The organism is Mesorhizobium sp. P2_C5_2, from assembly GCF_056404535.1.
The window spans coordinates 626,561-649,725 of sequence record NZ_JBFUDV010000002.1; the positions used below are offsets into that span (position 1 = coordinate 626,561).

General features: G+C 57.7%; 22 protein-coding genes. 9 read left to right on the forward strand and 13 right to left on the reverse strand.

What is annotated here, in order from left to right:
• Nucleotides 1-8: 8 nt before the first annotated feature.
• Nucleotides 9-1,022, reverse strand: a complete 1,014-nt coding sequence (locus AC1D1B_RS09895; RefSeq protein WP_477331588.1) for a class I SAM-dependent methyltransferase — start codon at nucleotides 1,020-1,022, stop codon at nucleotides 9-11.
• A 177-nt stretch (nucleotides 1,023-1,199) separates the two neighbouring features.
• Entirely contained in the window at nucleotides 1,200-3,104 is a 1,905-nt protein-coding gene (locus tag AC1D1B_RS09900; RefSeq protein ID WP_477331590.1) for an acyltransferase family protein, read from the reverse strand.
• A gap of 595 nt (nucleotides 3,105-3,699) precedes the next feature.
• Between AC1D1B_RS09900 and AC1D1B_RS09905 the strand changes: the two genes are divergently transcribed.
• The 5 genes from AC1D1B_RS09905 to AC1D1B_RS09925 all read left to right on the forward strand — a co-directional run bounded on the left by AC1D1B_RS09905 (nucleotide 3,700) and on the right by AC1D1B_RS09925 (nucleotide 8,456).
• The gene (locus AC1D1B_RS09905) at nucleotides 3,700-4,686 is read left to right on the forward strand and encodes a glycosyltransferase family 2 protein (RefSeq protein ID WP_477331592.1); all 987 of its coding nucleotides are present in this window, start codon (nucleotides 3,700-3,702) and stop codon (nucleotides 4,684-4,686) included.
• 43 nt (nucleotides 4,687-4,729) lie between these two features.
• Nucleotides 4,730-5,242, forward strand: a complete 513-nt coding sequence (locus AC1D1B_RS09910) for a class I SAM-dependent methyltransferase (protein ID WP_477331594.1) — start codon at nucleotides 4,730-4,732, stop codon at nucleotides 5,240-5,242.
• A complete protein-coding gene (locus tag AC1D1B_RS09915) occupies nucleotides 5,239-6,153 on the forward strand; it encodes a hypothetical protein (RefSeq protein WP_477331596.1) in 915 nt (304 codons plus the stop codon). The genes AC1D1B_RS09910 and AC1D1B_RS09915 overlap by 4 nt, the downstream gene beginning before the upstream one ends.
• 63 nt (nucleotides 6,154-6,216) lie before the next feature.
• The gene (locus AC1D1B_RS09920; RefSeq protein WP_477331598.1) at nucleotides 6,217-7,341 is read left to right on the forward strand and encodes a glycosyltransferase family 4 protein; all 1,125 of its coding nucleotides are present in this window, start codon (nucleotides 6,217-6,219) and stop codon (nucleotides 7,339-7,341) included.
• Nucleotides 7,338-8,456 carry a glycosyltransferase gene (locus AC1D1B_RS09925; RefSeq protein ID WP_477331600.1) on the forward strand — a complete coding sequence of 373 codons (1,119 nt, stop codon included), beginning with the start codon at nucleotides 7,338-7,340 and terminating at the stop codon, nucleotides 8,454-8,456. The genes AC1D1B_RS09920 and AC1D1B_RS09925 overlap by 4 nt, the downstream gene beginning before the upstream one ends.
• 262 nt (nucleotides 8,457-8,718) lie before the next feature.
• Here AC1D1B_RS09925 and AC1D1B_RS09930 read toward each other — a convergent pair whose 3' ends face one another.
• On the reverse strand, nucleotides 8,719-9,312 hold the full coding sequence (locus tag AC1D1B_RS09930) for a biotin transporter BioY (protein ID WP_477331602.1): 594 nt from the start codon (nucleotides 9,310-9,312) through the stop codon (nucleotides 8,719-8,721).
• 116 nt (nucleotides 9,313-9,428) lie between these two features.
• Here AC1D1B_RS09930 and AC1D1B_RS09935 point away from each other — a divergent pair, with 116 nt between their 5' ends.
• The gene (locus AC1D1B_RS09935) at nucleotides 9,429-10,337 is read left to right on the forward strand and encodes an MBL fold metallo-hydrolase (RefSeq protein WP_477331604.1); all 909 of its coding nucleotides are present in this window, start codon (nucleotides 9,429-9,431) and stop codon (nucleotides 10,335-10,337) included.
• A gap of 195 nt (nucleotides 10,338-10,532) precedes the next feature.
• Here AC1D1B_RS09935 and AC1D1B_RS09940 read toward each other — a convergent pair whose 3' ends face one another.
• From AC1D1B_RS09940 to AC1D1B_RS09965, 6 genes are all read right to left on the reverse strand, one after another.
• Nucleotides 10,533-10,967 (reverse strand): hypothetical protein, encoded by a 435-nt coding sequence (locus AC1D1B_RS09940; protein WP_477331606.1) that lies wholly within the window; start codon nucleotides 10,965-10,967, stop codon nucleotides 10,533-10,535.
• Entirely contained in the window at nucleotides 10,957-11,943 is a 987-nt protein-coding gene (gene bet / locus AC1D1B_RS09945; protein ID WP_477331608.1) for a phage recombination protein Bet, read from the reverse strand. Before bet ends, AC1D1B_RS09940 begins: the two co-directional genes overlap by 11 nt.
• Nucleotides 11,909-12,496, reverse strand: a complete 588-nt coding sequence (locus tag AC1D1B_RS09950) for a siphovirus Gp157 family protein (RefSeq protein WP_477331610.1) — start codon at nucleotides 12,494-12,496, stop codon at nucleotides 11,909-11,911. Before AC1D1B_RS09950 ends, bet begins: the two co-directional genes overlap by 35 nt.
• Nucleotides 12,497-13,050: 554 nt before the next feature.
• Complete coding sequence (locus AC1D1B_RS09955; RefSeq protein ID WP_477331612.1) at nucleotides 13,051-14,175, reverse strand: hypothetical protein; 1,125 nt, start codon at nucleotides 14,173-14,175, stop codon at nucleotides 13,051-13,053.
• The gene (locus AC1D1B_RS09960) at nucleotides 14,162-14,548 is read right to left on the reverse strand and encodes a DUF5681 domain-containing protein (protein ID WP_477331614.1); all 387 of its coding nucleotides are present in this window, start codon (nucleotides 14,546-14,548) and stop codon (nucleotides 14,162-14,164) included. The genes AC1D1B_RS09955 and AC1D1B_RS09960 overlap by 14 nt, the downstream gene beginning before the upstream one ends.
• Nucleotides 14,538-15,857: a site-specific DNA-methyltransferase gene (locus tag AC1D1B_RS09965; RefSeq protein WP_477331615.1), complete on the reverse strand. Its 1,320-nt coding sequence runs from the start codon at nucleotides 15,855-15,857 to the stop codon at nucleotides 14,538-14,540. Before AC1D1B_RS09965 ends, AC1D1B_RS09960 begins: the two co-directional genes overlap by 11 nt.
• 113 nt (nucleotides 15,858-15,970) lie before the next feature.
• Between AC1D1B_RS09965 and AC1D1B_RS09970 the strand changes: the two genes are divergently transcribed.
• A complete protein-coding gene (locus AC1D1B_RS09970) occupies nucleotides 15,971-16,693 on the forward strand; it encodes a hypothetical protein (protein ID WP_477331617.1) in 723 nt (240 codons plus the stop codon).
• A gap of 487 nt (nucleotides 16,694-17,180) precedes the next feature.
• On the opposite strand, the gene AC1D1B_RS09975 is transcribed toward AC1D1B_RS09970, so the two are convergent.
• Together AC1D1B_RS09975 and AC1D1B_RS09980 are read right to left on the reverse strand one after the other, a co-directional pair.
• Entirely contained in the window at nucleotides 17,181-17,963 is a 783-nt protein-coding gene (locus AC1D1B_RS09975; RefSeq protein WP_477331618.1) for a DUF1499 domain-containing protein, read from the reverse strand.
• Between the two features lie 117 nt (nucleotides 17,964-18,080).
• On the reverse strand, nucleotides 18,081-19,709 hold the full coding sequence (locus AC1D1B_RS09980; protein WP_477331620.1) for a fatty-acid--CoA ligase: 1,629 nt from the start codon (nucleotides 19,707-19,709) through the stop codon (nucleotides 18,081-18,083).
• A 296-nt stretch (nucleotides 19,710-20,005) separates the two neighbouring features.
• On the opposite strand from AC1D1B_RS09980, the gene AC1D1B_RS09985 reads away from it, so the two are divergent.
• On the forward strand, nucleotides 20,006-20,365 hold the full coding sequence (locus AC1D1B_RS09985) for a hypothetical protein (protein WP_477332117.1): 360 nt from the start codon (nucleotides 20,006-20,008) through the stop codon (nucleotides 20,363-20,365).
• A gap of 162 nt (nucleotides 20,366-20,527) precedes the next feature.
• Nucleotides 20,528-20,917: a DUF427 domain-containing protein gene (locus tag AC1D1B_RS09990; protein WP_477331622.1), complete on the forward strand. Its 390-nt coding sequence runs from the start codon at nucleotides 20,528-20,530 to the stop codon at nucleotides 20,915-20,917.
• A gap of 162 nt (nucleotides 20,918-21,079) precedes the next feature.
• On the opposite strand, the gene AC1D1B_RS09995 is transcribed toward AC1D1B_RS09990, so the two are convergent.
• Nucleotides 21,080-21,850: a polysaccharide deacetylase family protein gene (locus AC1D1B_RS09995; RefSeq protein ID WP_477331624.1), complete on the reverse strand. Its 771-nt coding sequence runs from the start codon at nucleotides 21,848-21,850 to the stop codon at nucleotides 21,080-21,082.
• A 90-nt stretch (nucleotides 21,851-21,940) separates the two neighbouring features.
• Complete coding sequence (locus tag AC1D1B_RS10000) at nucleotides 21,941-23,041, reverse strand: glycosyltransferase family 9 protein (RefSeq protein ID WP_477331626.1); 1,101 nt, start codon at nucleotides 23,039-23,041, stop codon at nucleotides 21,941-21,943.
• Between the last annotated feature and the right edge of the window lie 124 nt (nucleotides 23,042-23,165).

Genomic DNA, 23,165 nt, shown 5'->3' on the forward strand with positions numbered 1-23,165 from the left:
AGGATTTGCTACTGTCCAGAGCGGGAAGCGTTCCGCCAGCCTTGGACGCCATCAACCGAGATCTGTGGGCGCCCGTCGATCAGCCGAATGATTGCCGGCCGCTCCATCTCGAGTTTCCAGCCTTCATTCAACAGGATGCTCATGATCCGTCCCTCGATCTGGCGTGAATGGGTACCGATCACAATGTAGCGGACGAATTTATTGAGGTCGCCGATAGCGGCTTCGACGAAGTCTGCTTCGCCGCCCTGGATATCGATGTGCAGGAGATCCACCGGCTCGCCCTTGACGATCTCGGCTAGCGGGAAAGCGCCAAGTTGCTGATATTGCCCGGACGCCTCGGCTTCCTTGATCTGTGCAGCCGTCGCATTGAGGATCGGCTCCGAGCCCCAGGATGCGCCGGCATTGTCGACTACCGGAAAGAGAGCCACGCCTTTTTCCGGCGCCGCAACACCATGGATGATACGGAACTCTTCGCTAGAGAAGCCATTTGCCGCCATTGCCTCGTAGGCATAGGCGACATGCTCGCTATCGCCTTCGATACCAATCAGTTCGACGGCTAGCCCTTTGTTGCGCGCAGCAACGCCGGTGTTGTTCAACCAGCACCCCCAGCCGCAGCCCAGTTCAACCACGCGGAAGCGTCCCGAAGCCAAGTCAACAGCCCTGAGTGCGGCAGCCCATTCGGCTATGTCGGCATGCCAGTTGGCGGGGATCGGTATCGGCTCGAGGGTGCCGGCCTTGCCATCGAGAATACCTGGGAAAAACCGCGGCGAAACTTTGACGCCGAGAAAGTTCGTAACGTAGGACGGATGTGCCATCACGTCGTTCCGAGCGTGCTTGTTGATTGCGTCGATCGCATCGAAACTGCAGTTGTAGTGAAAGAATACACTTCCAGGTTCCGGTCCGCCGGATCGCAACCGCTCCTCGTTTTCTCTGATCAGGACATCGCGTTGCGCCAAAAGATTCGCGCGATCCTGCCAGAGCCGCCTGATCTGCGGGATTCTTAGCGCGGCGGCTTTGAGCATGTCGTCTCCCTGAAGTGGCGCAACGCCTAGCAAAACAAATCACAGACCGCCACGGGCGGTCTTGTTTTCAACCGCAAACGAAGAAGGCAACACGTGGGCCACAACTTGGCCATGATCGGCAGTGTTCCAAAAGTTGAAAAAGGAAGCTTTTCCGCTCATGTGCGATCGGGCGCAACACTACGGCTGCGCAATGGTCGTGGTCTTGCCGATCGATTGATAAAAAGCACTTGTCGTGGGTTTAGACATGAATCTGGCCCCTTCTTGGGTCAAGTGGGTAAGCTCGAAATACAGGGGAGTGCCCGCACTCGATACGACGTTGCAGAAGCCGATGCGAGGACAGACGAACCGCATGAGGTCTAGGAACAACTCGCCTCTGCTCTTCAGGTAGTCGTTGGCCTTCATGGCCTTCTCGTCACGACGCGCATAGGCGTACTGCTCCAAACCGACAAGGCCGCCATTCTGACGCGCCATTTGTGTAGGGGTGGAAGAGAACGCCTTGTTGCCCACAATCACGATTCTTGCGTGTGTGTGCTGCTTGATCGCAGCAATCATGTCATCAGCGTAAGGCAGCGCGAAATCACGCCAGAAGTAGCCGATCACGACATAGTCCGCCGACGCGAGAGCCTTAGAAGCGATAACACGCTGCTGCAGGGACAAGCACCTCGCAACGAACGATTTGTCCTTCATCGTCATGAAGTTCGTTGCGGTCATAAACTGCTCTGCAGCCTTTGGTGGGAGATACGGAATCCCACACTCAGTGTACACGGTTCTGGTGATGATCTCTGCCGCTCGCTCTTCGCCAGCCTCAACAAATATGTTTGTGACATCCGCGGCTTGGGAGTCTCCGACGATCAGGATCCGGACTTTTGAGGTTTTGAAATCCTCGACAAGCGATCTCTCAACGTGGTTCGCCCATACATATTTCGTAAGGGCAGTTCGATCGGGTATATAAAGAGCGAGTATGCTTTTTGAGAATCGCCACGGCCAGCCGGTCGCCCAGCTTTGGCCTGCTGTCAAAGAGACCATCGCGGCGACCATAGCTGCAACCACATACGCCGCTCGGCGCGCTTTCTTTCGGAACGGGGCCTCGATCACATAGAAAGACAGAATGGCGAGGCCAAAAGTGCATGCGATGAGGGCGATTTGCTCCGATCCTGTGATCGGCTTTTGCATGTCATATCTGGCGAACACGATCAGCGGCCAATGCACGAGATATAGCGAATAGCTGATGCGCCCGATCCAGACGACAGGCCTAGCGCGAAGCAAGACAGACCCATGGGCATCCCCTGCGTAGATCGCCAGAGCAGTGCCCGCACAGGGTAGAAGCGCCGTCCAGCCAGGAAAAGACGTTAAGTTGGTGTACCTGACGACGCACCAAAGAACCGCCGCAAGCCCGAGAGCGTAGGCGCTCTCCGTCAGCAATTTGGATTTGATCCGCGGGGCAACGGTGACCAAACCACCAATGGCAAATTCGAATACGCGGAATGGCGTGAAATAGAACGCCATGGTCGGCGCGACGGTCATCACATAGATACAGGCCACAAAACTCACAGCCGCTGCCGCCGATATCCCAACCGACATCATCCTTCGATTGGCCAGAAAGACGATGAACGCCGGCCAGATGAGATAGAATTGAATTTCGACTGCCAGCGACCAAGTATGCAGGAGCGGCTTCAAAGTCGATTCAATATCGAAATAGCCACTTTCGTTCCAGTAGAAGATGTTGGTGACCGCCAGCATCGCTGCGATCGTCGACCCTGAAAGTCGAGACAAGTCCTCAGGTAGAAGGAATGCGGTTCCCATGACAAACGTGATGACGATGGTTGCCAGAAGTGCCGGCAGTAGTCTCCTCGCGCGTCTGGCATAAAACCCGAGGTATGAAAACCTCCCGATTCTTTCGCTGTCAGAAAGGATTTTCGTGATTAGAAACCCACTGATGACAAAGAACACATCGACGCCAACAAAACCGCCGGTGAACGGCCAAATGTCAAGATGAAACAGGAGTACGGCCAACACCGCGACCGCGCGGATTCCGTCAATGTCTGGCCGATACTCGGATGTATTCATGGCACGTCTAAGCACGACATCATCCGCAAAATCAAGACGACTAGCCCGCCATGAGTGGCCTCATCGAGCCTGGCAGCGCAACCACCGACCGGCGACCTGCCCGCCGGCAAAAAAGAGAAGATCGCCCAAGACGGTGATCATTCGGCCAATCACCACTGCCAGAAGAATGACCGGGCCGGAACTGAGCCGCCCAAGGAGAAAAAGCAAGACGGCCTCCCTGATACCGATTCCCACAGCAAGGCGTCACGTTGCGCTAGGAGATCGGCGCGATCGTGCCACAGCCTCCTGATCTGCGGAATTCTTAGCGCAGCGGCTTTGAGCATTGTTATCATCTCCTGGGGCGCGCGAACGCCTAGCATAGCGCAATAGTGGGCGCTACCGAGTGGCTATTTCTTCCCTCGCAAATCCTGTCGACAGAAAAATTGCAGAGATTTTCTCACTCACAAAAAATAAAATTAAATCAATTACTTAATGTTTGTCGCGCTAGCACGGCCGGAGGAAAATTCCAGACAATAGTTGGCTTGCCTCCGCTCGTATGATAGTGCCGCCGACAAATGAGGGACGCGCTGGCGCCCTCTTAGACGATCAAGCCATGGAGACGCCACGAGTTATGGTAACGCTCGACGATACCACTGTGAGCTCTTTTGAGGTTGCTGAGCCGACAAAACCACGCGTATCCACCCTGTTCGTGGTAGTCCCCGCTTACAATGAGGAAAAGAGCATTGAAGCGACCATCAAGGGAGTGTCCACCATAAAAGAAGCCCTCTTGGTGCATGGCGTTCGACTCTCAGTCCTGGTCGTCAATGATGGATCAAAGGACAGAACAGGAGAACTGGCTGTTGCGGCCGGAGCAAATGTGGTCGTCACGCACAAAAAGAACCGCGGGCTGGGGGCCGCAGTTCGAAGTGGTATGGAGGAAGCCACCAAGCGAGGTGCCGACATTGTCGTCAAATTCGACGCTGATCTGCAACACGACCCCAAGGACATTGTCGAAATTATCCAGCCGATCTTGTCCGATCAGTCAGACCTCGTTTATGGCGCCAGGTTTTCCCGAATTTCCTACAAAATGCCGCTTGTTCGCAGATGGGGGAACCGCACTTTCCGTGCACTTATGCAATGGTTGACGAAATGGCCTGTCGAAGACAGTCAGCCTGGCGTTTTCGCATGCAATCGCGCTTACCTTGCTGTTTTCGACATACCAGGGGACTATAATTACACTCAGCAAATTCTCCTGGATGCCTTCTTGAAAGGAATGCGCTTTTCGCAGGTTCCTGTGTCATTTCATGAAAGGAAGACTGGGGAGTCTTTTGTTTCATTCAAATATCCCTTCAGGGTATTGCGTCAGATTATCGTCGTTGTCGCAATCTCGAAGCCGATGAAAATTTTTGGCGCTATTGGATCCGCGTTCATATTGCTCTCGATTTTTGTTTTTCTATTTCAGATTCTCGAATGGATGCTGGGAAGAACGTCAAAGCCAGTCGAAAACGTGAATCTTGTGATGGGAGCTGGCTTGTTTGGCTTTCAAATGTTTACGCTCGGCATCCTCGCGAAATTGATCGTGATCACCAGGACACCTCACAGACGCATCGATGAATGACAATCTAGACGGCCTCCTTTCTCCGTTTCTTCGCAGGCAAAGAATGAGTGCTGCTGCTCCATTTATCGGAGGCAGAGTGCTGGATTTTGGGTGCGGTATTGGTCTGGTATGCGATACAGTCGACGCGACCAAGTATGCCGGCGTCGACATTGACGCCAGGGTCATTGAAATTGCCAAATCGAGAAATCCCAAGGGACGGTTTTACACTCTGGACCAGATGGCCCTTCTCGACGGGGAGGTTTTTGACACGGTAGTTGGACTGGCCATAATTGAGCATTTGCCTGATCCTCTGGGCTTTTTAGCTGACGCGAGGAAGCGTCTCGCTCCGGGAGGAAAGCTCGTGTTGACAACGCCCAATCCGATTCTCGATTGGGCCCACGGCCTCGGATCCAGGATTGGGATATTCGCCCGAGAAAGCCATGACGAACATCAGAGCTTGATGAACCGAAAGCAATTGAGCGATGCCGGCAGCAATAGCGGATTGCGCATGACTACATTCAGGCGGTTTCTTTTTGGTGCAAACCAATTGGCCGTCTTCGAGTCGAGCGAGAAGTGAACCGCAAGGGCAGTTTGATCTCAGAAATGAGGTCGGCATATTCCTCCGCGGGGGCAAAGAGGACGCTCAACCTGTTTGGGGGACTTCTCGGTATCGCCGGTCTGGCCGCTGTATCGTTCAAGTTATGGGCTTACAGAGGAGAGCTAGATGCAGTCAGTTTGAGCCCTGTCGGATACATCTCGATCGCGCTTGCTGCCGTTATCACTGCCGCCTCAAACTCCTTGCTGGCATTGGCCTGGCGCTCGTTTCTACTCTATCTGGGCGAGTCACCAGACAGCCGTTGGGCGCTCTGGGCTTACTCTACGTCCCAGGTCGCGAAGTACGTTCCGGGTAACATATTTCACTATACAAGCAGACAAGTGATTGGCGCAGCGGCGGGGATCAGGCACGGTGCGCTGGCAAAATCTGCAGGCCTCGAGCTGATTGTGATTGCTGCCGTTGCCATGCTGTTCCTCCCGCTTGTGGTGCCAAAGTTGTTACCAAGTGTTCCAGTTTTTGTCGGGGTCATAGCGTTTCTATGCATTGCAGCAATATGCCCGCTGATGGCAACGAAGATGGCCGGAAGGCTGTTCGGGCGCGCCGTGCTCTATTATCTAATTTTTCTCGGCGTCGCCGGAGCTGTTTTCGTTTCCGTATTTGTTATGGCGGGAGCTACCTTTACTGCAGCGATGATCCCGCTCGTGGGCGGCGCCTATGTTTTGGCATGGCTGCTCGGGTTGATTACACCAGGCGCACCCGCCGGCGTTGGGGTGAGGGAAGCCGCCCTGCTTTATCTCCTGGTCGGGTTGGCACCGCCCGCGGTCATCTTGCTGGCTGTGGTGCTCGGGCGCGGGACTACGGTCACCGGAGATTTGTTGTTTTATGCATGGGGACAACTCTGGAAGCGGAAGCTCATCCCCAAGTCGGTTTAGTCTAGAGGCGCGCGCTTTTGGCAGGGAAGCAAGTCGGGCTCGCTGGCCGGCTGGAGCACAATCTTGAGAATCGGTATCGACGGCAGAAATCTCGGATCAGCCACGGATGGTATCGGTAGGTTTGTCCACAATTCGATCAAGGCCTTGTCGACGCTCGGTGCCGAGGTATGTGTCTACGTTCCCGCCCAAATCAACGCCAACTATGAACTCCCGCGCGGCGTAGGCTTGCGGACAGGCGGCTTCAAGGCTCCTCTCAGCCGGGCGCTCTGGGGGCAAGCCATCCTGCCTGCCTGGGCCGCGCGCGATGGGCTAGATGTCTTCTGGGGGCCGGCTCACCGCTTGCCCCTCCGTCTGGATGAACGGGTCGCTCGGGTGGTCACCATCCACGATCTTGTCTGGCTGCACGCGCCGGAAACCATGCGCATCCGGACCTGGATGGGCGACCGCACGATGATGAAGCCCGCCCTGAAGCGCGCCGATGTCGTGGTTACGGATTCGGCGGCTATCGCCACTGCCTTGGCAGGCGAGTTTAGCTGGCTGAAATCGCCGATCAAAACCGTGGCTCCCGGTACGACCGCCCTGCCCGCTCCATCCGGCTTTTCAAGCCTTGAGCCTCTAGGCATCATCAGGCCCTACGCGCTTTTCGTCGGCACGCTCGAACCGAGGAAGAACCTGCGCAATTTGATACAGGCGTACGGCATGTTACCGGCAAGCACGCGGCTGCGCTGCGATCTTGTCATCGTCGGCGCCAGCGGCTGGAAACAGACGAGCCTGGCCGACGAGGTGCGGCTTGCCGGGCTCGAGAAAAATGTCATCTTCACCGGCTTTGTCGACGACGCGATGCTTGCCACGCTCTATTCTAACTGCCTTTTCCTGGCGATGCCGTCGCTCTACGAAGGCTTTGGCTTTCCGATCGTCGAGGCGCAATCTTTCGGCAAGGCGGTGCTGACCTCTAATACATCATCGATGCCGGAAGTCGCCGGCGAAGGTGCTATTCTTGTCGACCCGAACGATCCCGATGCAATGGCCAGCGCGTTCGGCCGGCTGTGCGTCGATGCGCAATTGCGGCAGAGAATCTCGGCAGGAGCGCGCCGGAATGCGGAGCGCTTCACCTGGGAAGGTCACGCCAAGGGCATGCTTGGCATTTTTGAACAGGCCATCGGGCAAAGACGAAAGACCTCCGCTTGAAAGTCCTGCACTTCTTCAAGACCTATTGGCCGGATACCTTTGGCGGCGTCGAGCGGACGATCCATGCCATCGCGCAAAGCACTGCACGGCACGGCATCGAAACGGAAGTGCTGTCGCTGAGCCGCAATCCGCGCGAGGCCACGCAGCACCTGGACGAACACATGGCCACAAAAGCCAGGCTGGATTTCGAACTGGCGTCGACCGGTTTTTCGCGTGACGTCTTCGCCAAGTTCAAGGCACTCTCGGCAAAGGCCGACCTGATCCATTATCACTTTCCATGGCCGCTTATGGACGTGGTGCATTTTCAGTCCCGTCACCGCAAGCCAAGCGTCGTCACTTATCATTCCGACATCGTCAAACAGAGACTCATACTACCTTTCTACCGTCCGCTGATGATGCGCTTCCTTGGGGACGTCGATGCGATCGTGGCGACGTCCCCGAACTATCTGGATTCGAGTCCTGTCCTTGGGGCATTCAGAGCCAAATCGGAGGTCATTCCCATCGGCATCGACGAAAATGCCTATCCTGTGCCAACCGAAGCCGACAACAACTGGTGCCGATCGACGATCACCGAACCGTTCGTGCTGTTTGTCGGTGTCCTGCGCTACTATAAGGGGTTGGATGTCCTGATCGAGGCCGCCGGCCGGATCCGCTGCAAGATCGTCATCGCCGGCTCTGGGCCCATTGAGCGGCAACTCAAGGCTCAGGCCGAAACGCTGCGCCGCGACAATTTGATTTTCCTTGGCGAGGTGGCCGAGCCGCGCAAAATGGCGCTGCTACACAACTGCCTCGGATTTGTTTTTCCGTCAAACCAGAGGTCGGAGGCCTTTGGGCTGTCACTGGTCGAGGCCGCGATGTGCGGCAAGCCGATGATTTCTTGCGAACTCGGTACTGGAACAAGCTATGTGAACGAAAATGGCGAGACCGGACTTGTCATTCCGCCATCGGACGCGACGCGTCTTGCCGAAGCCATCAACCGGCTGGTCGACTCGCCGGTCGAAGCGGCTAAATGGGGGCAAGCCGCGCGTGATCGGTACGTTCGTTTCTTTACCGGCGACAGAATGGGGAAGTCTTACGCCGATCTTTATCACCAACTCGACAGGCGCCGACGCTGAAAGCGGCCTCGCTTCGCAAGGACCCAGTGATTCAGTCGCATGGATTTCTGTGTTCCAGAGCCTCCGGGCGAGAGAGCATCATCTTGCATGTTTCGACATGCCGACCGCCGCCGCCGGGAGTGTATATCGTCGACCACCATCTTCGATGAAACATCCTGCTTTGCTCCGGAGCGAGCAATCAGCGTTTCGGCCGGAGCCGACGGCTGGTCAACAAAAAGCCGGCGGGCTCGCACCCGCCGGCTCATTTGCGTTCAAGCGATTTTCAGGGTTGCTTGGGCAGCAGCGACCATACCGCCGGCACCAGGCTGGCGGCGAGCGCCACCTTGATCAGGTCGCCGAGGATGAACGGCAGGACCCCGAACTGCCAGGACTTTTCCGCGCCGATGAGGGTGGCCAGCCAGGCAAAGCCCATGGCCATCATGACGATTTCGGCAACCAGCATGGCGTTGAACAGTTTGATCGGGTGGCGATCCCAGCCGCGATCGGCGGCCCAGCCGACAATAGCCGCCATGACGACGAAGCCGGCGAGATAACCACCGGTGCCGCCGATCATGTAGGCGATGCCGATGCCTTTTTCAGGCGTGCTCTGGAAGACCGGGAGGCCCATGGCGCCTTCGGCCATGTAGAGGAGCAACGTAGCGACGCCAAGCCGCAGGCCAAATGCGGTGGCGATCAGCAGGACGGCCAGCGTCTGCATCGAGATGTCGACAGGCCCGAGCACGACTTTCGTCTTCGCCGACAGGGTCAAAAGCAGCGTTCCGGCGATCGCCAGCAAAAGCTGCGTTGCCAGGCGCATCGCGCCCTCCTGCGGCAAAGCGAGAGAAACAAGCGGACGCATCGTCGTTGCAAGTGCCATGGTCTTCCCCAATCCGGATTGCCGCAGATCGCAGCCTCGCTTTTTCCTATATTGGCTTCCGTGCTATGCGGCAATCGCTTTTGCCGTCCCCTTGACCGGAGCTCAACGACACCGCCATGGCGCTCAAATTCGACACCAGCTTCGATCCGGCCTATGGCGAGGGCGTCACCGTTGCGCCGGACGTCCAGCGCGTCACCGCCCAAAATCCCAGCCCCTTCACCTTTCACGGCACCAACAGCTACATCATCGGCCGCAACACACTGGCGGTGATCGACCCAGGCCCCGACGACGATGGGCATTTGCAGACATTGCTGAAAGTGATCGCAAACCGGCCGGTGAGCCACATTTTCGTCAGCCACACGCATCGCGACCATTCTCCGCTGGCCGCCCGGCTGAAGGAGCGCACCGGTGCTGTCGTGCTGGCCGAAGGCCCGCACCGTCCGGCGCGGCCGCTGCGGATCGGCGAGATCAACCCGCTCGACGCCAGCGCCGACACGGCTTTCCTCCCGGATGTCGCGCTGCCCGACGATGCGCTGGTCGAGGGCGATGGCTGGGCGATCAGAACCGTGCTCACGCCGGGCCACACCGCCAATCACGCGGTTTTTGCGCTGGAAGGCACCGGTATCCTGTTTTCGGCCGACCATGTGATGGCGTGGGCGACCTCGATCGTGGCGCCGCCGGACGGCGCGATGGCCGACTACATGGCCTCGCTCGACAAACTGATCGCGCGCGACGACCGCCTGCTGCTGCCCGGCCATGGCGGGCCGGTGACAGCGCCGCGCAGTTTCATGCGCGGGCTGAAGACTCACCGCAAGATGCGCGAACGGGCGATCCTCGAGCGGATCCGCGGCGGTGACCGGACGATCCCGGACATGGTCAAGGCGATCTACAGGGACACCGACCCGCGCCTGCACGGTGCTGCCGCCCTGTCGGTGCTTGCCCATCTCGAGGATCTGGTTGCCCGCGGCCAGGTCAGCACCGAGGGGGATGCAGCCATCGACGGCATTTTTGTGCCGGCGGCGTAATACTATTCGGCTGACATGTGCCCGCTACTGAGGCGTCGTCAAGTGGTAAGGCATCCGAGTTGGTACTGCATTCCCAGGTTCGAATTTTGGCCCCAGCCAAATCTCACGTCGATATATTTAAAAACCTACGACGTTCTCAAAGAACCCCTAAGCGTTGTCATGCTCACATCCGCAAGGTTGCCTCCCTACGTCAAATCATTTTTCTTTTTTTTGGAACGGCCTGCTTCGGATTTTTCCGCGAGACTCGCGGCCCTGCCCTGGGAGTTTTCGATGAAGTCGCTGCCGGAAGTCTAATTCCGTCGCGCGTTGGCGTTCGGTTTTGCCCATTCGTGAGACATCCTGTGCACTGATTTTGCGATGAGCGGGGATCGGTAATGCGACGATGAATTCGATGTCATTTGCTCGAGGCGTAGTTTCGTCTCGATCGGCGTCATACACTCGCTCGTGAATTGGCGGTCGATGATCGAAATGAATCCCTATCTCGATCGCGTCCAAGAGGTCGCCATTGGGCGCCATACCGCGTTGATTCACGATCACTTGCAGTTTTACCGCCAACGGCATCGGCTTGCGCCAACCCTTGGGCGGGCGCGCTACTTCTTCTCGAGACGCGATTGGTACCTTATTTGCCACTGGCCAACTCCACCGGCTGTACCGATGCTCTGGCCTCGATGGCTTCAAATTGACGTTTGAGGTCCATAGCGGCAATCTTGTCGTGTACGAAGAACTGCTGAAACGCCACGCGCTGCTGATCTCGCCATCGCAGCAGCTCATCGTGCCGCGTGTCATGATACGATCGGATGAATTCACTTACGCGATAGTGAAAACCGCTGATGGGAACAGCATACAGACCGTTGCCATCCCACATGTCGATCAACACCGTGCCACGCGGCTGCGTACGCTCCAGTAATCGCGCCTTTTTCGCGTCATCGGCAGCATCTGATGGCAGAATGTCGGCTGTCCTGGCCCTATCCAGCTCGTCATCTGAATAGACATTCGCAAGATCGGCCGGCCAGCCGGCCCTCAGGGCAGCAGCTTCAGCGCATTTGATGATCTGTCCCCGGGGCCGAATAGGCCATGGAGTACCGCTATCCAGATACGCTTCTCCGTCCTCGCGTTGGCGAATAGGCGCAATTTCGTCCCACCAAACCTGACCAACAATTCGGTGCCACCGGTCCTTTGAAAATCGGTAGGGTGTTACGATGCAATCGACAATCCCGTGCGGGTTTGAACGAGCGTTCTTAGCTTCATCGCTGAATGTGATACGCGCGGCTTTTGAATCAGGCCTATAGGTCCCTGTCCTGTCAGCGATGGCCCGCAGGCCGGCAATGGTGGTGACGATCACGAATTGCCGTGCCTTCGCGTTGTACTTGTTCAGGATGAAAGCGCATATTTGCCGCTTGAATGGGTTCAGGCCGAGCGTTCGGCTTGTTTCAATGAATTGGTCGAACTCGCGTCGGCTCAAACCTCGATTCATATCCCAAACCAGGTCGAGTTGAGCGGGAGTCAGATTGAACCTTTGGTGGGCCGACGTCGCGGGCGGAAATAGGTCCGGTCGAGAAGACAAGATCATCTCATGATCCTCGAATTCGGACAGATACTTCGCCATTCCCCAATGACACGCCCGCGATGTCCGGGATGTCGCGATCAACCTCCTGTCGTCGTGCCTGCTTCTCATCCTCGGTGCGACAATCGGCTAAAAGCTTCATCAACGTCTGCCGCTGAAGAAGATGCCTCCGCAATTCAGGCTCATTGAGTTTTGGGTCCTGCGGTACCCAGTAGATCGAGGGAATCGCGCTTTCGTCGGTGACGATGATGCGTGGATCAACGTCAAAGGCACGGACATGAGCCAGAGCATGTCGGTAGTTCCGACCCGGCAGCTCGGTGATTACACTTGCAAGAAGGGTTCGCAGACGTTTCGAGCGCTCTTCCAGTCGTTTCTTTCGGCCGGCCAATTTCTGCTGATAGATTTTTAAACCCTCACAATAAGCTTCGTCGATCTGGATAATTTCAACCATCTTTCCGATAAAACTATCAATATCAGTATCGCCTTCGATCATATCAGCCAACAAGTCATCGTCCTCCTCCCCGCATATGGCTCGAAGGTGCGAAATCTCTGCTTGAATATTTGCAGCCCTATTGATGGCAATTTTTTCCTTCATATCTGTCTCCACAAAATAGTACTACTTCATTTCAAGGCCATGTAACTACGCTAGATCAGTACTGCTCGACGTGGAGGATCTGTCAAGAGTATTCCGCGAAGTAGCGCTCTGTGGTTAATGCCTGCACAGGTCGCTGCTCTGAATAGACTCGCTCTGGCGAATCCCCTTTGCACCGAGCAATCTTTCCAGGGTGTCGATGAAATCGCCGAGCCGCACCTAGTTGTTGTCGACGTTGCAAGCCTGCTGGGCGGGACGTTGGCCAAAGTTGGCTGTCCAGTACGACAACGATCGCCCTCCCCACATCGTCGATGTAAGTGAAACCCGTCACATCTCGCCATTGTTGAGCAAACCGGTCGGCCCGCCGTCAAGCGTGGCCTTGGTGAACAGCCAAATAGGCTATGTCACGCGCCTCCGGGGGCCTTAGCCGGTGAAGAACCGCACGCCGGTCTATGGTATGCCAAAGAGATGAGCGTAGGTATGGCTCAAAATTCACCAGATGTCCTGGTAGCGGCGCCTTGCTAGGCGCGAGGCCGCCCAGGATTGGGGGATCATTTTTACGACGACAATCGCCGTTGATCCCGCTCTGCTTGGTTCTGCAGCTCCCACTCCTTGTATCTTTTGTTTAGAGTTTCGACCAGCAATGCCATGTGTCTGTCCAGCAAATCAGACGGAATTTCACTGGGTTGAACGAGCTTCGGGCCATCGCGTGGTACGAAGAAAATCTCGTGCAGAATATCGTTGGCTATTGGTATTCTTACAAAACCACCTGGCAGTTCCATCTCAGGCGTCCAGTTTTTAGACACAGAATAGACGAAACCCGTTCTAAATTCAGATTCGCTCCAAACCCGAAAATCTCCTTGCAGATACTGTGATATAAAATTGAAGGCGCCAATCTGGTTGAGCCGATCTATCAGGGTGGCACGGGACTCGCGCTGAGGATCCATTACCTCGCCCATTTTATGTATAAATTTTCTTCCGTCAGACACCTCATAGGCAACATCGCGGCCAGCAACGCCCGCTATGGTCAGCCTCTCGAAACCGCTCTTAGGGCCAATATGTCCACAAAGATCGTTGGGGTGGACACGCTGCATCAAAATTAATATGGCGCCCGCCTGGCTATTCAATCTGGTGATGACTTCGTCATCGAACCACGCATTCACTTCATTGCGTCGCGCTTCATCCTTAGCGTGAGACGGGGAAAGAGGATCATCGACAATGATGAGGTCGGCTCCGCGTCCGCTAAGTTGTTGGCCAACAATAGCGAGACTGACGAAACCGCCGTGGGCGGATTCGAGGGCGCCTGACGAAAATCGTGCGCGCACGTCTGGAAACAGTGATTTGTATCTACCCGATCGCATCAGCTTGATGAGTTTTCCCAGGAGTTCCTGCCCAAGCTGCCTGCTGCCGGCTATCAGCAGGATCCGTTTTGTCGGGCGCCTTCCCAGTGCGAAGGCTGTCAAAGCGATAGACCCGCAAAACGATTTCAGCGACCGTGGCGGAATGTTTATCATCAGCCGCTTAACATCGCCCCTCAAAAGACGCTCGAGGCGATCCGCCATGACGTCGACGTGCCAATTTCCCTCCAATTGTTTGCCCGGATGTAATTCCCTAAAGGCAAATTTCAGGAAGGACATGAAATCCGAACGATAGAGCGCTATAATCGCGCTATTGCTGTTCATCCGCAGGGCTTTCGTCTGATCCGTCCTTTTGCCTTTTCACGTAGTCGTCAAGCACTGCCTCGTCATCCATCGTTTTGGAGAACGGCTCTGGTGGGTTATCGACTTCCAAAATGCGCAGCAGGAGAGCTCTTGCTTGATTTTTCCCCTTGATGGCGTCGTTTACCAGGCTTTTTATGAGAGCCTCTCGCTTGGTGAGTCTGAGTTTCGTATCGCCCTCTCCAATGGTGATGATGCTCTCCAGTTCGTTGAACAAAATCGTGACAGTGTTCCGACTTTTCGGCCGACGCCCTTTCGGATTGCCGGAAACGCCTTTTTTGAAACGACTTTTTTTTGGAGGACGTCCATAACCCCCATCCTTCTCGTCAATCGGCAAGGACGATCTCCTTTTTGCCGAGACGCTGTGCTCGAACGAGCGACAACGGGACATGATCGGGCAGCAACAGGGGTTCAATTCCGGTCGTCTGCTGGAAGCGGCGGAGCGTGACGTCGACAAATTTAGGTTCGATCTCTATCAGCGCGGCACGACGTTTGGTCTGCTGTGCCGCGAGCAACGTTGTTCCGGCTCCGCCGAATGGATCCAGAACGAGGTCACCGGGTTTGGTAACGTCCTTGATTGCATCGGCAATCAGTTCGATAGGCTTAACCGTCGGATGATCAGCCAGATCGGTCTTACGTGATTTCGAGAAACCTGATGCTCCTGGGTATTGCCAAAGATTTGAACGGTAGCGGCCAAGCCTTCCGAGCTGCACGTTATTCACGTGGGGTGCGGTACCATTTTTGAATATGACCACAAATTCGTGCTGGCTTCGATAGAGGCTGCCCATTCCAGCATTGGATTTGGCCCAGACGGCAATGTTCATCGTCTTGCAAAATTGGCTCGCCCCTACGTTGATGAGATGATGTACACCGCGCCAGTCGATACAAACGTAAGCCAGCGATCCGTCTGACATCACGGTCTTTATGTTTCTAAGGACAGCGTCCAGAAAGCTGCAGAACTCGTTGTCAGTCATCTCGCCTGACGCTAGGCGAAAGTCTTGATGTTTGACCCGGCCCTTACCGCTGACGAACCCATCGATCTTGAGGTTCCAAGGGGGGTCAGCGAACACCATGTCTGCGAGATCCGGGCCTAGCAGCAACGCGTAGCTGGTTGGGTCTCGGGCATCGCCACACAGGATTTTATGATTACCTAGCATCCATAGATCACCTGGCCTTGCCGTAGCTGCAAGTTCAAGTTCTGGGAAAGCGGGTTCGTCTGGTACCGCAGCCGCCATTCCGATATTCAGGATTGGATCGAGCTCGATCGCATCGAAGGCGGTATCTTCGAGTGCAAAGTCAACACTGAGAAGGTGGTGCAATTCGATGCTCAAAAGTTCAGGGTCAAAGACGGACTCATCACCTATCCTGTTGTCGGCAATGCGAAAGGCGACCTTTTCAGGCTCGGTCAGCCCAAGAACCCGCACTGCCGGAATCTCGTCTAGCCCGAGGAATTGCGCCGCGGCAAAGCGACCATGGCCCGCAAGAATGACGTTGTCTTCGTCGATGACAATCGGATTGGTGAAACCGTATCGGGTTATGAGACGTGCCAGCTTCCTGGTTTGTGACTGAGTATGGCGCCGAGGGTTTCCTGGGTATGGTTTCAGGCATGCTTGGGAGAACATTCTCGCGTGCTCGATTGTCGCCATCACCCAGATCCACCATCTATCAATATTTAAAGTATCGATTGTAAAGGTATCGATTATGACTCCCAAGGTCCGATGTCAAGCTTCATGCGTGAGTGGCAGGAAAGGACTAGCCCATGGCCCGACCTGGTGAACTCGCCCAAGCTATTTCTGAGGTGTTCGACATTGAGCTAGCGACCGTGCGTCAACAGGCTCGTATGCTTCGCAATGCCGGGTTTATGGCCAAGGAAAAGGCCGGGCGTGGATCGGGAACCATGGGTGCGCGCGATGCAGCAAACCTTCTCTTGGCCGTGGGAGGGACGGCGCGCGTCAAATACAGCACGTATCCTGTGGAACAAAACGGTGCGACCACGACCGAAGGCGGGCCTTGGAACCTTGCGTTCCTTCCCGTACCAATGCCGGAGCTTTCTGATTTGCCGAGCGATCACACGCTTGCAGATGCACTTGAAGCGCTCATCCTCATGGCAACCGCAAACCGAATTGACCTTCGAACTGGCGAGCTTCGAACGCCGGCCTTGGGAACTATGAGCGGGATAAGACTGGGTGTAAGGCTAGAAATGAATGAGCCGCTCCCATGGTCGGAACTGGCGATTGGCCTATACTGCTATGATGAGGATCACGTTCCAACCTTGGAACCCGTGGAACGAAAGAGCTACCGTTCGCGGCCAGGAACGGGCGGCCAATTCATGGACCCGCCTTTCATCGCAAGCTCGCTCGGCGATCTAAAGCACAAGCACATTTTCACCGAAAGAGCGATATTTGAAGTTGCAAAGACGATGGTTGGCGAGAGCGACGGTCTATCGGCTGGGAACGAATACAACGGACGGCGCCGGATATAGCTTGCAGGGTTCTCGGCAAACGGGGCATCCTTTCGCTTGCCGGTGATTAGGCGTCCCGGCTGTGATTGAATTGATTACCCAATCCGACCACGTGAGCGGCACCATGGTGGTTGTCCGATCCATATTTAAGTCCAGGCCCGCGATGGCGCGAATGTGAGTATTTGTCCCCGGTGGCTTTTCTGGTGATCTGCAGATTTCCCTGCTAGGGCGCTGATAGCGCTGAATTCATTCCCTGTTCTCAAAAAACAATTCCCTGCTCCGCGACCTAGGGAATTTTTTCGATAACCCGTTGATTTTTTGAGGGTAAATCACTTGGATTTTTTCCGAAGTATGGCCAACAGGAACATATTCCCTGTTCATTGGAACCAGGCAGGACAAACCCAAGCCCCTATAGCGCTATCGAGAACAGCTTTTTGCGTCAGCTTGCCTCGCGCATTGCCTCGGTAACCCGGCCATCGACGGCATTTTGGTACCGGGGACGTGGACCTCACTCAGCAGGCGCAGCACCCACCTGCCCCGCAACCTCCTGGTCGAGTTCGGCGAGGAACCCAACAATGCGCGCGGCATTGTCGCCGAGGTCGTAGCGGCCGTAGCGGGAGGCCGAGCGCATGTCTACGACGATCGTGTCGCCATCATTGCTCACGCGGATGGCGACATCGGCGGGCAGGCCGACCACGAAGCTCCGGGCCACGGCTGATATCGTCACCTCGTCCTGGCCTTCTGTCACCGGGTACGGCGCGGTAAGCGGCCAGTCGCGGCGGTCCAGCACGGTTTCGACGGCGTCGACGACGGTTTCGAACGGCAAATTGTAGCTGTGTCCGGTGACCAGCGGATAGGCGTCGGCCTGCAGCCGCGCTTCGCCCGGGGTTGGCAGCGCGAGCACGTTCATATCCTTGGTGCGGTCGCTGGTATCGAGATCAGGTGGATTGTCGAGATCCGTCGAAATGTCCCTGAGCGGCGGCGTGGTCGCCGCCCAATAGGCGGCGATGCCGTAGGGCGTCAGCACCAGCAGCGCCAGCAAGGCGCCGACCGAGAGGTCGCGTCCGCCGCGGTCGCCGAAATGCCACAACCTGGACAGAGCGAGGCCGGCAAACAGCAAAGCGAACGCAGCCAGCAGAGCGACAATCGCCAGCACCCACAGGAAGGCCGGCGTTTCAACCAGTTCGAAATGATGGCCGGCCAGCACGGTCAGCAGCAGCACGAGAGCAAAAGCGCCCGTGCGCCGCGACCAGCCGGCCGCCTTCGATGTCTGCCGCTCGTCAACGTCCATTGTCTTCAGCACCGCCCCAACCCGCACAGAGGCTTAGAGCAAAGGATGCTCAAATTGAACATCCCCTGCCTAACGTTTTCGACAACGGTATGCGCCCCAAGAATCGCACGGTCCCGGTCAATCCGTCGGCAGGCGGTAATCGCTGAACTGCTTGCGCAAGGTGATCTTCTGGATCTTGCCGGTGGCGGTGTGCGGGATTTCGCCGACAAAAGCGACGTCGTCGGGCATCCACCACTTCGCCACCTTGCCGTCCATGAAGGCCAGGATGTCGGCCTTGCTCGGCTCCTTGCCCGGTTTGGCGACCACGACCAGCAAGGGCCGTTCACCCCATTTCGAATGATGGACGCCGATTGCCGCGGCCTCGGCGACATCGGGATGACCGACGGCGAGGTTCTCCAGGTCGATGGTCGAGATCCACTCGCCGCCCGACTTGATCACATCCTTGGCGCGATCGGTGATCTGCATATAGCCACCCGGATCGATATGGGCGACGTCGCCGGTGTCGAACCAGCCGTCCTTGTCGAACTGCTCGGAGCCGACGCCGCCATAATAGGCTCTGGCGATGGCCGGACCGCGCACCTTCAGCCGACCGAAGGTCTTGCCGTCCCACGGCAGTTCCTTGTCGTCGTCATCCGTCACCTTCATCTCGACGCCGAAGGGCGGGTAGCCCTGCTTGCCCTGAATATCGAGCCGGGCCTCGCCCTCGAGCTCCCGATATTGCGGCTTCATCGTGCACAGCGTGCCGAGCGGCGACATCTCGGTCATGCCCCAGGCATGGATGACCTCGACGCCGTAATTGTCCTGGAATTTCCTGGTGATGGCGCGCGGGCAGGACGAGCCGCCGATGACGACCTTCTTGAGATGAGGAAGCTTCTTGCCGGTCTCCTCCAGGTGCTGCAGCAGCATCATCCACACCGTCGGCACGGCGGCGCTGAAGGTCACCCTCTCGGTGTCGAGCAGTTCGTAGATCGAGGCGCCGTCCATCTTGCAGCCGGGCATGACCAGCTTGGCGCCGATCATCGGCGCGCTCTGACCAAGGCCCCAGGCATTGGCATGGAACATCGGTACGACGGGCAGAATCGTGTCCCGCGCGGAGATGCCCATGGCGTCGGGCATGGCGGCGATCATGGCGTGCAGCACGTTCGAACGGTGGCTGTAGAGAACGCCCTTGGGATCGCCCGTCGTACCGGAGGTGTAGCACATGCCGGCGGCGGTGTTCTCGCTGAAAACCTGCCAGGCGAAGTCGCCATCGACTTCGTTCAGCCAGTCCTCATAGGCGACCACATTCGGCAGCGTCGTCTCGGGCATATGCGCTTTGTCGGTCAGCACGATCACCTTGCGCAGCGATTTGACCGCGCCGGCGATCTTTTCCAGCAGCGGCATGAAGGTCAGGTCGACGAAGATCGCCCTGTCCTCGGCATTGTTCATGATCCAGACGATCTGCTCGGGAAACAGCCGCGGGTTGAGCGTGTGATAGATGGCGCCGATGCCCATGATGCCGTACCAGGCCTCGATGTGGCGCGCCGTGTTCCAGGCCAGGGTCGCGATGCGGTCGCCGAGCGCAAAGCCATCGCGTTCAAGCCGTTGGGCAACCTTCAGCGCACGGCGATGGATCTCGGCATAGGTGGTGCGAACGATCGGACCTTCGATCGAGCGCGACACGATCTCGCGTGTCCCGTGCTGCCGCTCGGCATTGTCGATCAGCTTGTGGCAGAGCAGCGGCCATTCCTGCATCAGTCCGAGCATCTGGTTCCTCCCATTGGTTCCTCGTTTTCCCGTCTTTTGTTCCATTGTGAGACGAACGGACAGATTGTCCAGTCATCAAGTCTCCAACCGTTAACGGCTGAAGCAAGCAGTGATCGAACGCTAGAGAAAACCGCCATAATCCGGCCATCGTCGGTGTTAACGTTCGTTAACGGGGCAAGGGGTGCGATAGGCGACTGAAAGAGGTTCGCATGGACGCGCAGCTCGACGACAAGCAGCTGGACAACGGGCAGCTGGACAACGGGCAACTGGACGACAGCCAGGCCGAAGACGTGCAGTTGGACGACATTCAACTCGACGACAAAGAGCTTGAAGATACGGTGGCCGCAAGTCTGGCCGATCTGGTGCCGGAGGCCAAAAAGGTTTCCGAAGACGAATTTGTCGAGGTGGTCGGCGGCGCCCTCGAGGCGGTCGGCGGCACGCTGCTGTTTAAAATGTGCGTCCAGAACGAAGGTGAGGGCCAGCATGTCGCGGCCGCATCCATCGGTGACGGCGGCAATCGCCAGTTCCTGCTGCTCACTTTGCCGACCGGCGGCGGCGCGCTGAAGGTCGAGACCACGTCAAGAAGCACCAATCCGGTGGCCGGTATTGCCGCAGCCTATGCCGGCCTCATGGACGTGTTCAAAACCGCAGCCTGACGTTCTCGCATATGTGATCGTTTCAACGACCGACCAGGCACGCCTGGCATGTCACGATGGCCTTGCGCAACAGGTTCTCCGAACACACTTTAAGGAGATGGGAAGCAATCCCCCCGTGCTCCCAATCGGACAACGCTCCCACCCGGACAGGAGAACCACCGCATGGACCAGATCGCCAACCCCGCCCCCGGCTTTCAGAGCAATCCCGGCAAGGTCATCACCGTCGAACCCTATCGCGGCACCGTGGTCGTGCGTGCCGGCGATACGGTGATCGCCTCGTCGACGCGGGCGAAGCTTCTGTCCGAACCGCCCTACCCCCAGGCTTTCTACATCCCCTTCGAAGACATCGATTTCACCCAGCTCGGCAAAACCGCTCTGTCGACCCACTGCCCCTACAAGGGCGACGCCAGCTACTGGAGCGTGCTGCCGGCAGGCGAGACCGGCAAGGACGCAATGTGGGCCTATCAGCACCCTTTCGACGAGATGGCCGGGATTCGCGATCACGGCGCGTTTTATCCGAACAGGGTGACGATCGAAGCCACGCCTGGCTGAGGGCTGCATTGATATTCAGGTGAGGCCGGCCTGCGAACAGCACGTTCCTGCGCTTCCGGTGCTCGCGTACCTCAAGTACGCTCCGCTCCGGTTCTCGGAGCGCACTATTCTCGGCTCAGCCTGACCTGAATCTGAACGCACCCCTACGTCGGTGCTCGACCATTAATCCGTGGTGCCGTCGTTGCCGACACCATCGGCGTCGTCGAGGCGCACGAAGGTGAGGCCCTTGGCCTTGAGCGCCAGCAGGCCTTGCACGACGCCCTCGCCGGCCGCGTGGGTCGGCTGGTTGATGTGGGCGATGATGACGTCGCCATCCTTGGCGGCGCCAATGCGCCGGGCGGTTTCCTTGGCGCCGAGCAACGAGCCGCCATCGCCGTTGATCGAAAAGCCGGCGATCTTGAAACCGAGCTTGCGGATCATGGCAATCGCCGACGGGCTGTATTCGGCGGTCGCGCCGCGGAACCATTTCGGCGCCGGCTCGCCGGTCCGGGCGAGTGCGGCCGCGCCCGACTCGACTTCGGCCTGCACAGCTTCAGGGCTGCCGGCGCTGCGGATGCCGTAAATCTTGCGCGGCGTGTCGATGGCCGGGATGTGATGGCCGCCATGGTTTTCCAGTTCGAACAGATCGGGATGCGCGCGCATGATCTCGACGGCGGCGGCGTTGCGCTTCAGCCAGATGCCGGTGACGAAGATCGTCGCCGGAATCCGGTTTTCCACCAGGGCCGAAAGTATCCTCGTATCGGTCTGCCCGCCGCAAGCGTCGAGCGTGAGCGCGACGCGGCCGGCACTGCCACCGTCCTCAGCCTTCAGATGCAGCGTCGGCTCGACGAGCGGCGCAGCCTGGACCGAGGACACGGCCAAGATAGATAGCGCCAAGGCGCAAAGCAGCTTTTGCAAAGGATGCCTGTCTTGTCTGAGAATCGGCGCTGTCATAGCCGCATCCCAAGACCCGCAACAAGGCGGAAATCGGGATATCAGCCATGAGAAGAGCTGATATCCCGACAATGTGACCGCCGCGCACCATCAGACAGCGCGTTCCAACTCCACATGCATCCGCGACAGGACTTCGCGCACCGCTGCGACGACCGGTTCGACCTCGAGGCGCCAGACACAGCAGGCCTTGCTGGGATCGAGCGGATTGCACAGGCTGCCCGCCACGCAATTGCACGGCATGGACGGCTGCAAGGCGAGACTGGGCACGCCGACCGGCCCCCAGACGACCGGGCTGGTCAGGCCATACAGGCCGACCACCGGCGTTCCGGCGGCTGCTGCCATGTGCATGGGGCCGCTCTCATTGCCGACAAACATGCGCGCCTGCTGCAACACCGCGAGCAGCGTTTCGAGAGATAGCGCGCCGACGAGGTTGACCATCGGCGACGCGGCGTGAGCGAGGATTTGCTCGGCCGGCTTGCGCTCGTCCGGTCCGCCGACCAGCACAAAATCCAGTCCGGTCTCGCGCGCAATCGTGTCGATCACGGCGGCAAAGCGTTCCGGCTGCCAGCGCCGGCCGTGGAAGCTGGCGCCGGCATGCACCGCGATGAAACCGTTTGGCCGCAGCCGGTATTTCTCCAGCAGCGCCTGGGCCCTCGCTGTCTCCAGCGGCTGGGGCCGGATCGACGGCACGCGCACGCGCAGAGGGACGCCAAGCGGCTCGAGCGGCGAAAGATAGCGGTAGAGATAGTGCTGCTCGCCAAAGCCGAACGGCCTGGCAAACAGATTGGCGGGCTGACGCTCATGCCAGCGCAGCGGTCTTTCTGGAGGGTTATAGCCGATGCGGGTCCTGGCATTGAGAAACCTGACGATGATGCGCGAGGTCTTTGAATCGGTGAGGTCGATGGTCAGGTCGAAGCGAAATTGGCGCAGCTTGCTGATCATCGAATAGAGTTCGCGCCCACGCTCCAGCGGGGTGCCGCGCATGGCCGCGCGGCGGAAGGTCACGACCTCGGCGATGCCGTGGGCGGTGACGAAACTGGCGAGGCGGGCCTCGCAGAGAAAAACGATCCTGACGCCGGGATATTCGAGCTGCAGGTTCCTGGCGAGCGTGGAGGAGAGAACAATATCACCGATGAACTTGGTCTGGAGGATCAGGATCGAGCGGAAGGGTCTGGGCGAAATCTGCAACATCTGTTTTCGGCACCGGGCGGGTTGGGGGACCGCAAAGGTGGGTAGAAACGATGTCGGGATTGCGTGTTAAAGCGGGCAAATCAGCGTGAATTTCCATACAAATTCGTAAACTTAGCGCCAAACG

Bases quoted from the DNA above. Each gene is read 5' to 3' on its own strand.
- AC1D1B_RS09930 (WP_477331602.1), bottom strand. From the start codon at position 9,312: ATGGCACTTGCAACGACGATGCGTCCGCTTGTTTCTCTCGCTTTGCCG.
- AC1D1B_RS09935 (WP_477331604.1), top strand. From the start codon at position 9,429: ATGGCGCTCAAATTCGACACCAGCTTCGATCCGGCCTATGGCGAGGGC.
- AC1D1B_RS09895 (WP_477331588.1), bottom strand. From the start codon at position 1,022: ATGCTCAAAGCCGCCGCGCTAAGAATCCCGCAGATCAGGCGGCTCTGG.
- AC1D1B_RS09975 (WP_477331618.1), bottom strand. From the start codon at position 17,963: ATGGACGTTGACGAGCGGCAGACATCGAAGGCGGCCGGCTGGTCGCGG.
- bet (WP_477331608.1), bottom strand. From the start codon at position 11,943: ATGGCGAAGTATCTGTCCGAATTCGAGGATCATGAGATGATCTTGTCT.
- AC1D1B_RS09950 (WP_477331610.1), bottom strand. From the start codon at position 12,496: ATGAAGGAAAAAATTGCCATCAATAGGGCTGCAAATATTCAAGCAGAG.
- AC1D1B_RS09955 (WP_477331612.1), bottom strand. From the start codon at position 14,175: ATGAACAGCAATAGCGCGATTATAGCGCTCTATCGTTCGGATTTCATG.
- AC1D1B_RS09905 (WP_477331592.1), top strand. From the start codon at position 3,700: ATGGTAACGCTCGACGATACCACTGTGAGCTCTTTTGAGGTTGCTGAG.
- AC1D1B_RS10000 (WP_477331626.1), bottom strand. From the start codon at position 23,041: ATGTTGCAGATTTCGCCCAGACCCTTCCGCTCGATCCTGATCCTCCAG.
- AC1D1B_RS09970 (WP_477331617.1), top strand. From the start codon at position 15,971: ATGGCCCGACCTGGTGAACTCGCCCAAGCTATTTCTGAGGTGTTCGAC.
- AC1D1B_RS09980 (WP_477331620.1), bottom strand. From the start codon at position 19,709: ATGCTCGGACTGATGCAGGAATGGCCGCTGCTCTGCCACAAGCTGATC.
- AC1D1B_RS09995 (WP_477331624.1), bottom strand. From the start codon at position 21,850: ATGACAGCGCCGATTCTCAGACAAGACAGGCATCCTTTGCAAAAGCTG.
- AC1D1B_RS09910 (WP_477331594.1), top strand. From the start codon at position 4,730: ATGAGTGCTGCTGCTCCATTTATCGGAGGCAGAGTGCTGGATTTTGGG.
- AC1D1B_RS09990 (WP_477331622.1), top strand. From the start codon at position 20,528: ATGGACCAGATCGCCAACCCCGCCCCCGGCTTTCAGAGCAATCCCGGC.
- AC1D1B_RS09965 (WP_477331615.1), bottom strand. From the start codon at position 15,857: ATGGCGACAATCGAGCACGCGAGAATGTTCTCCCAAGCATGCCTGAAA.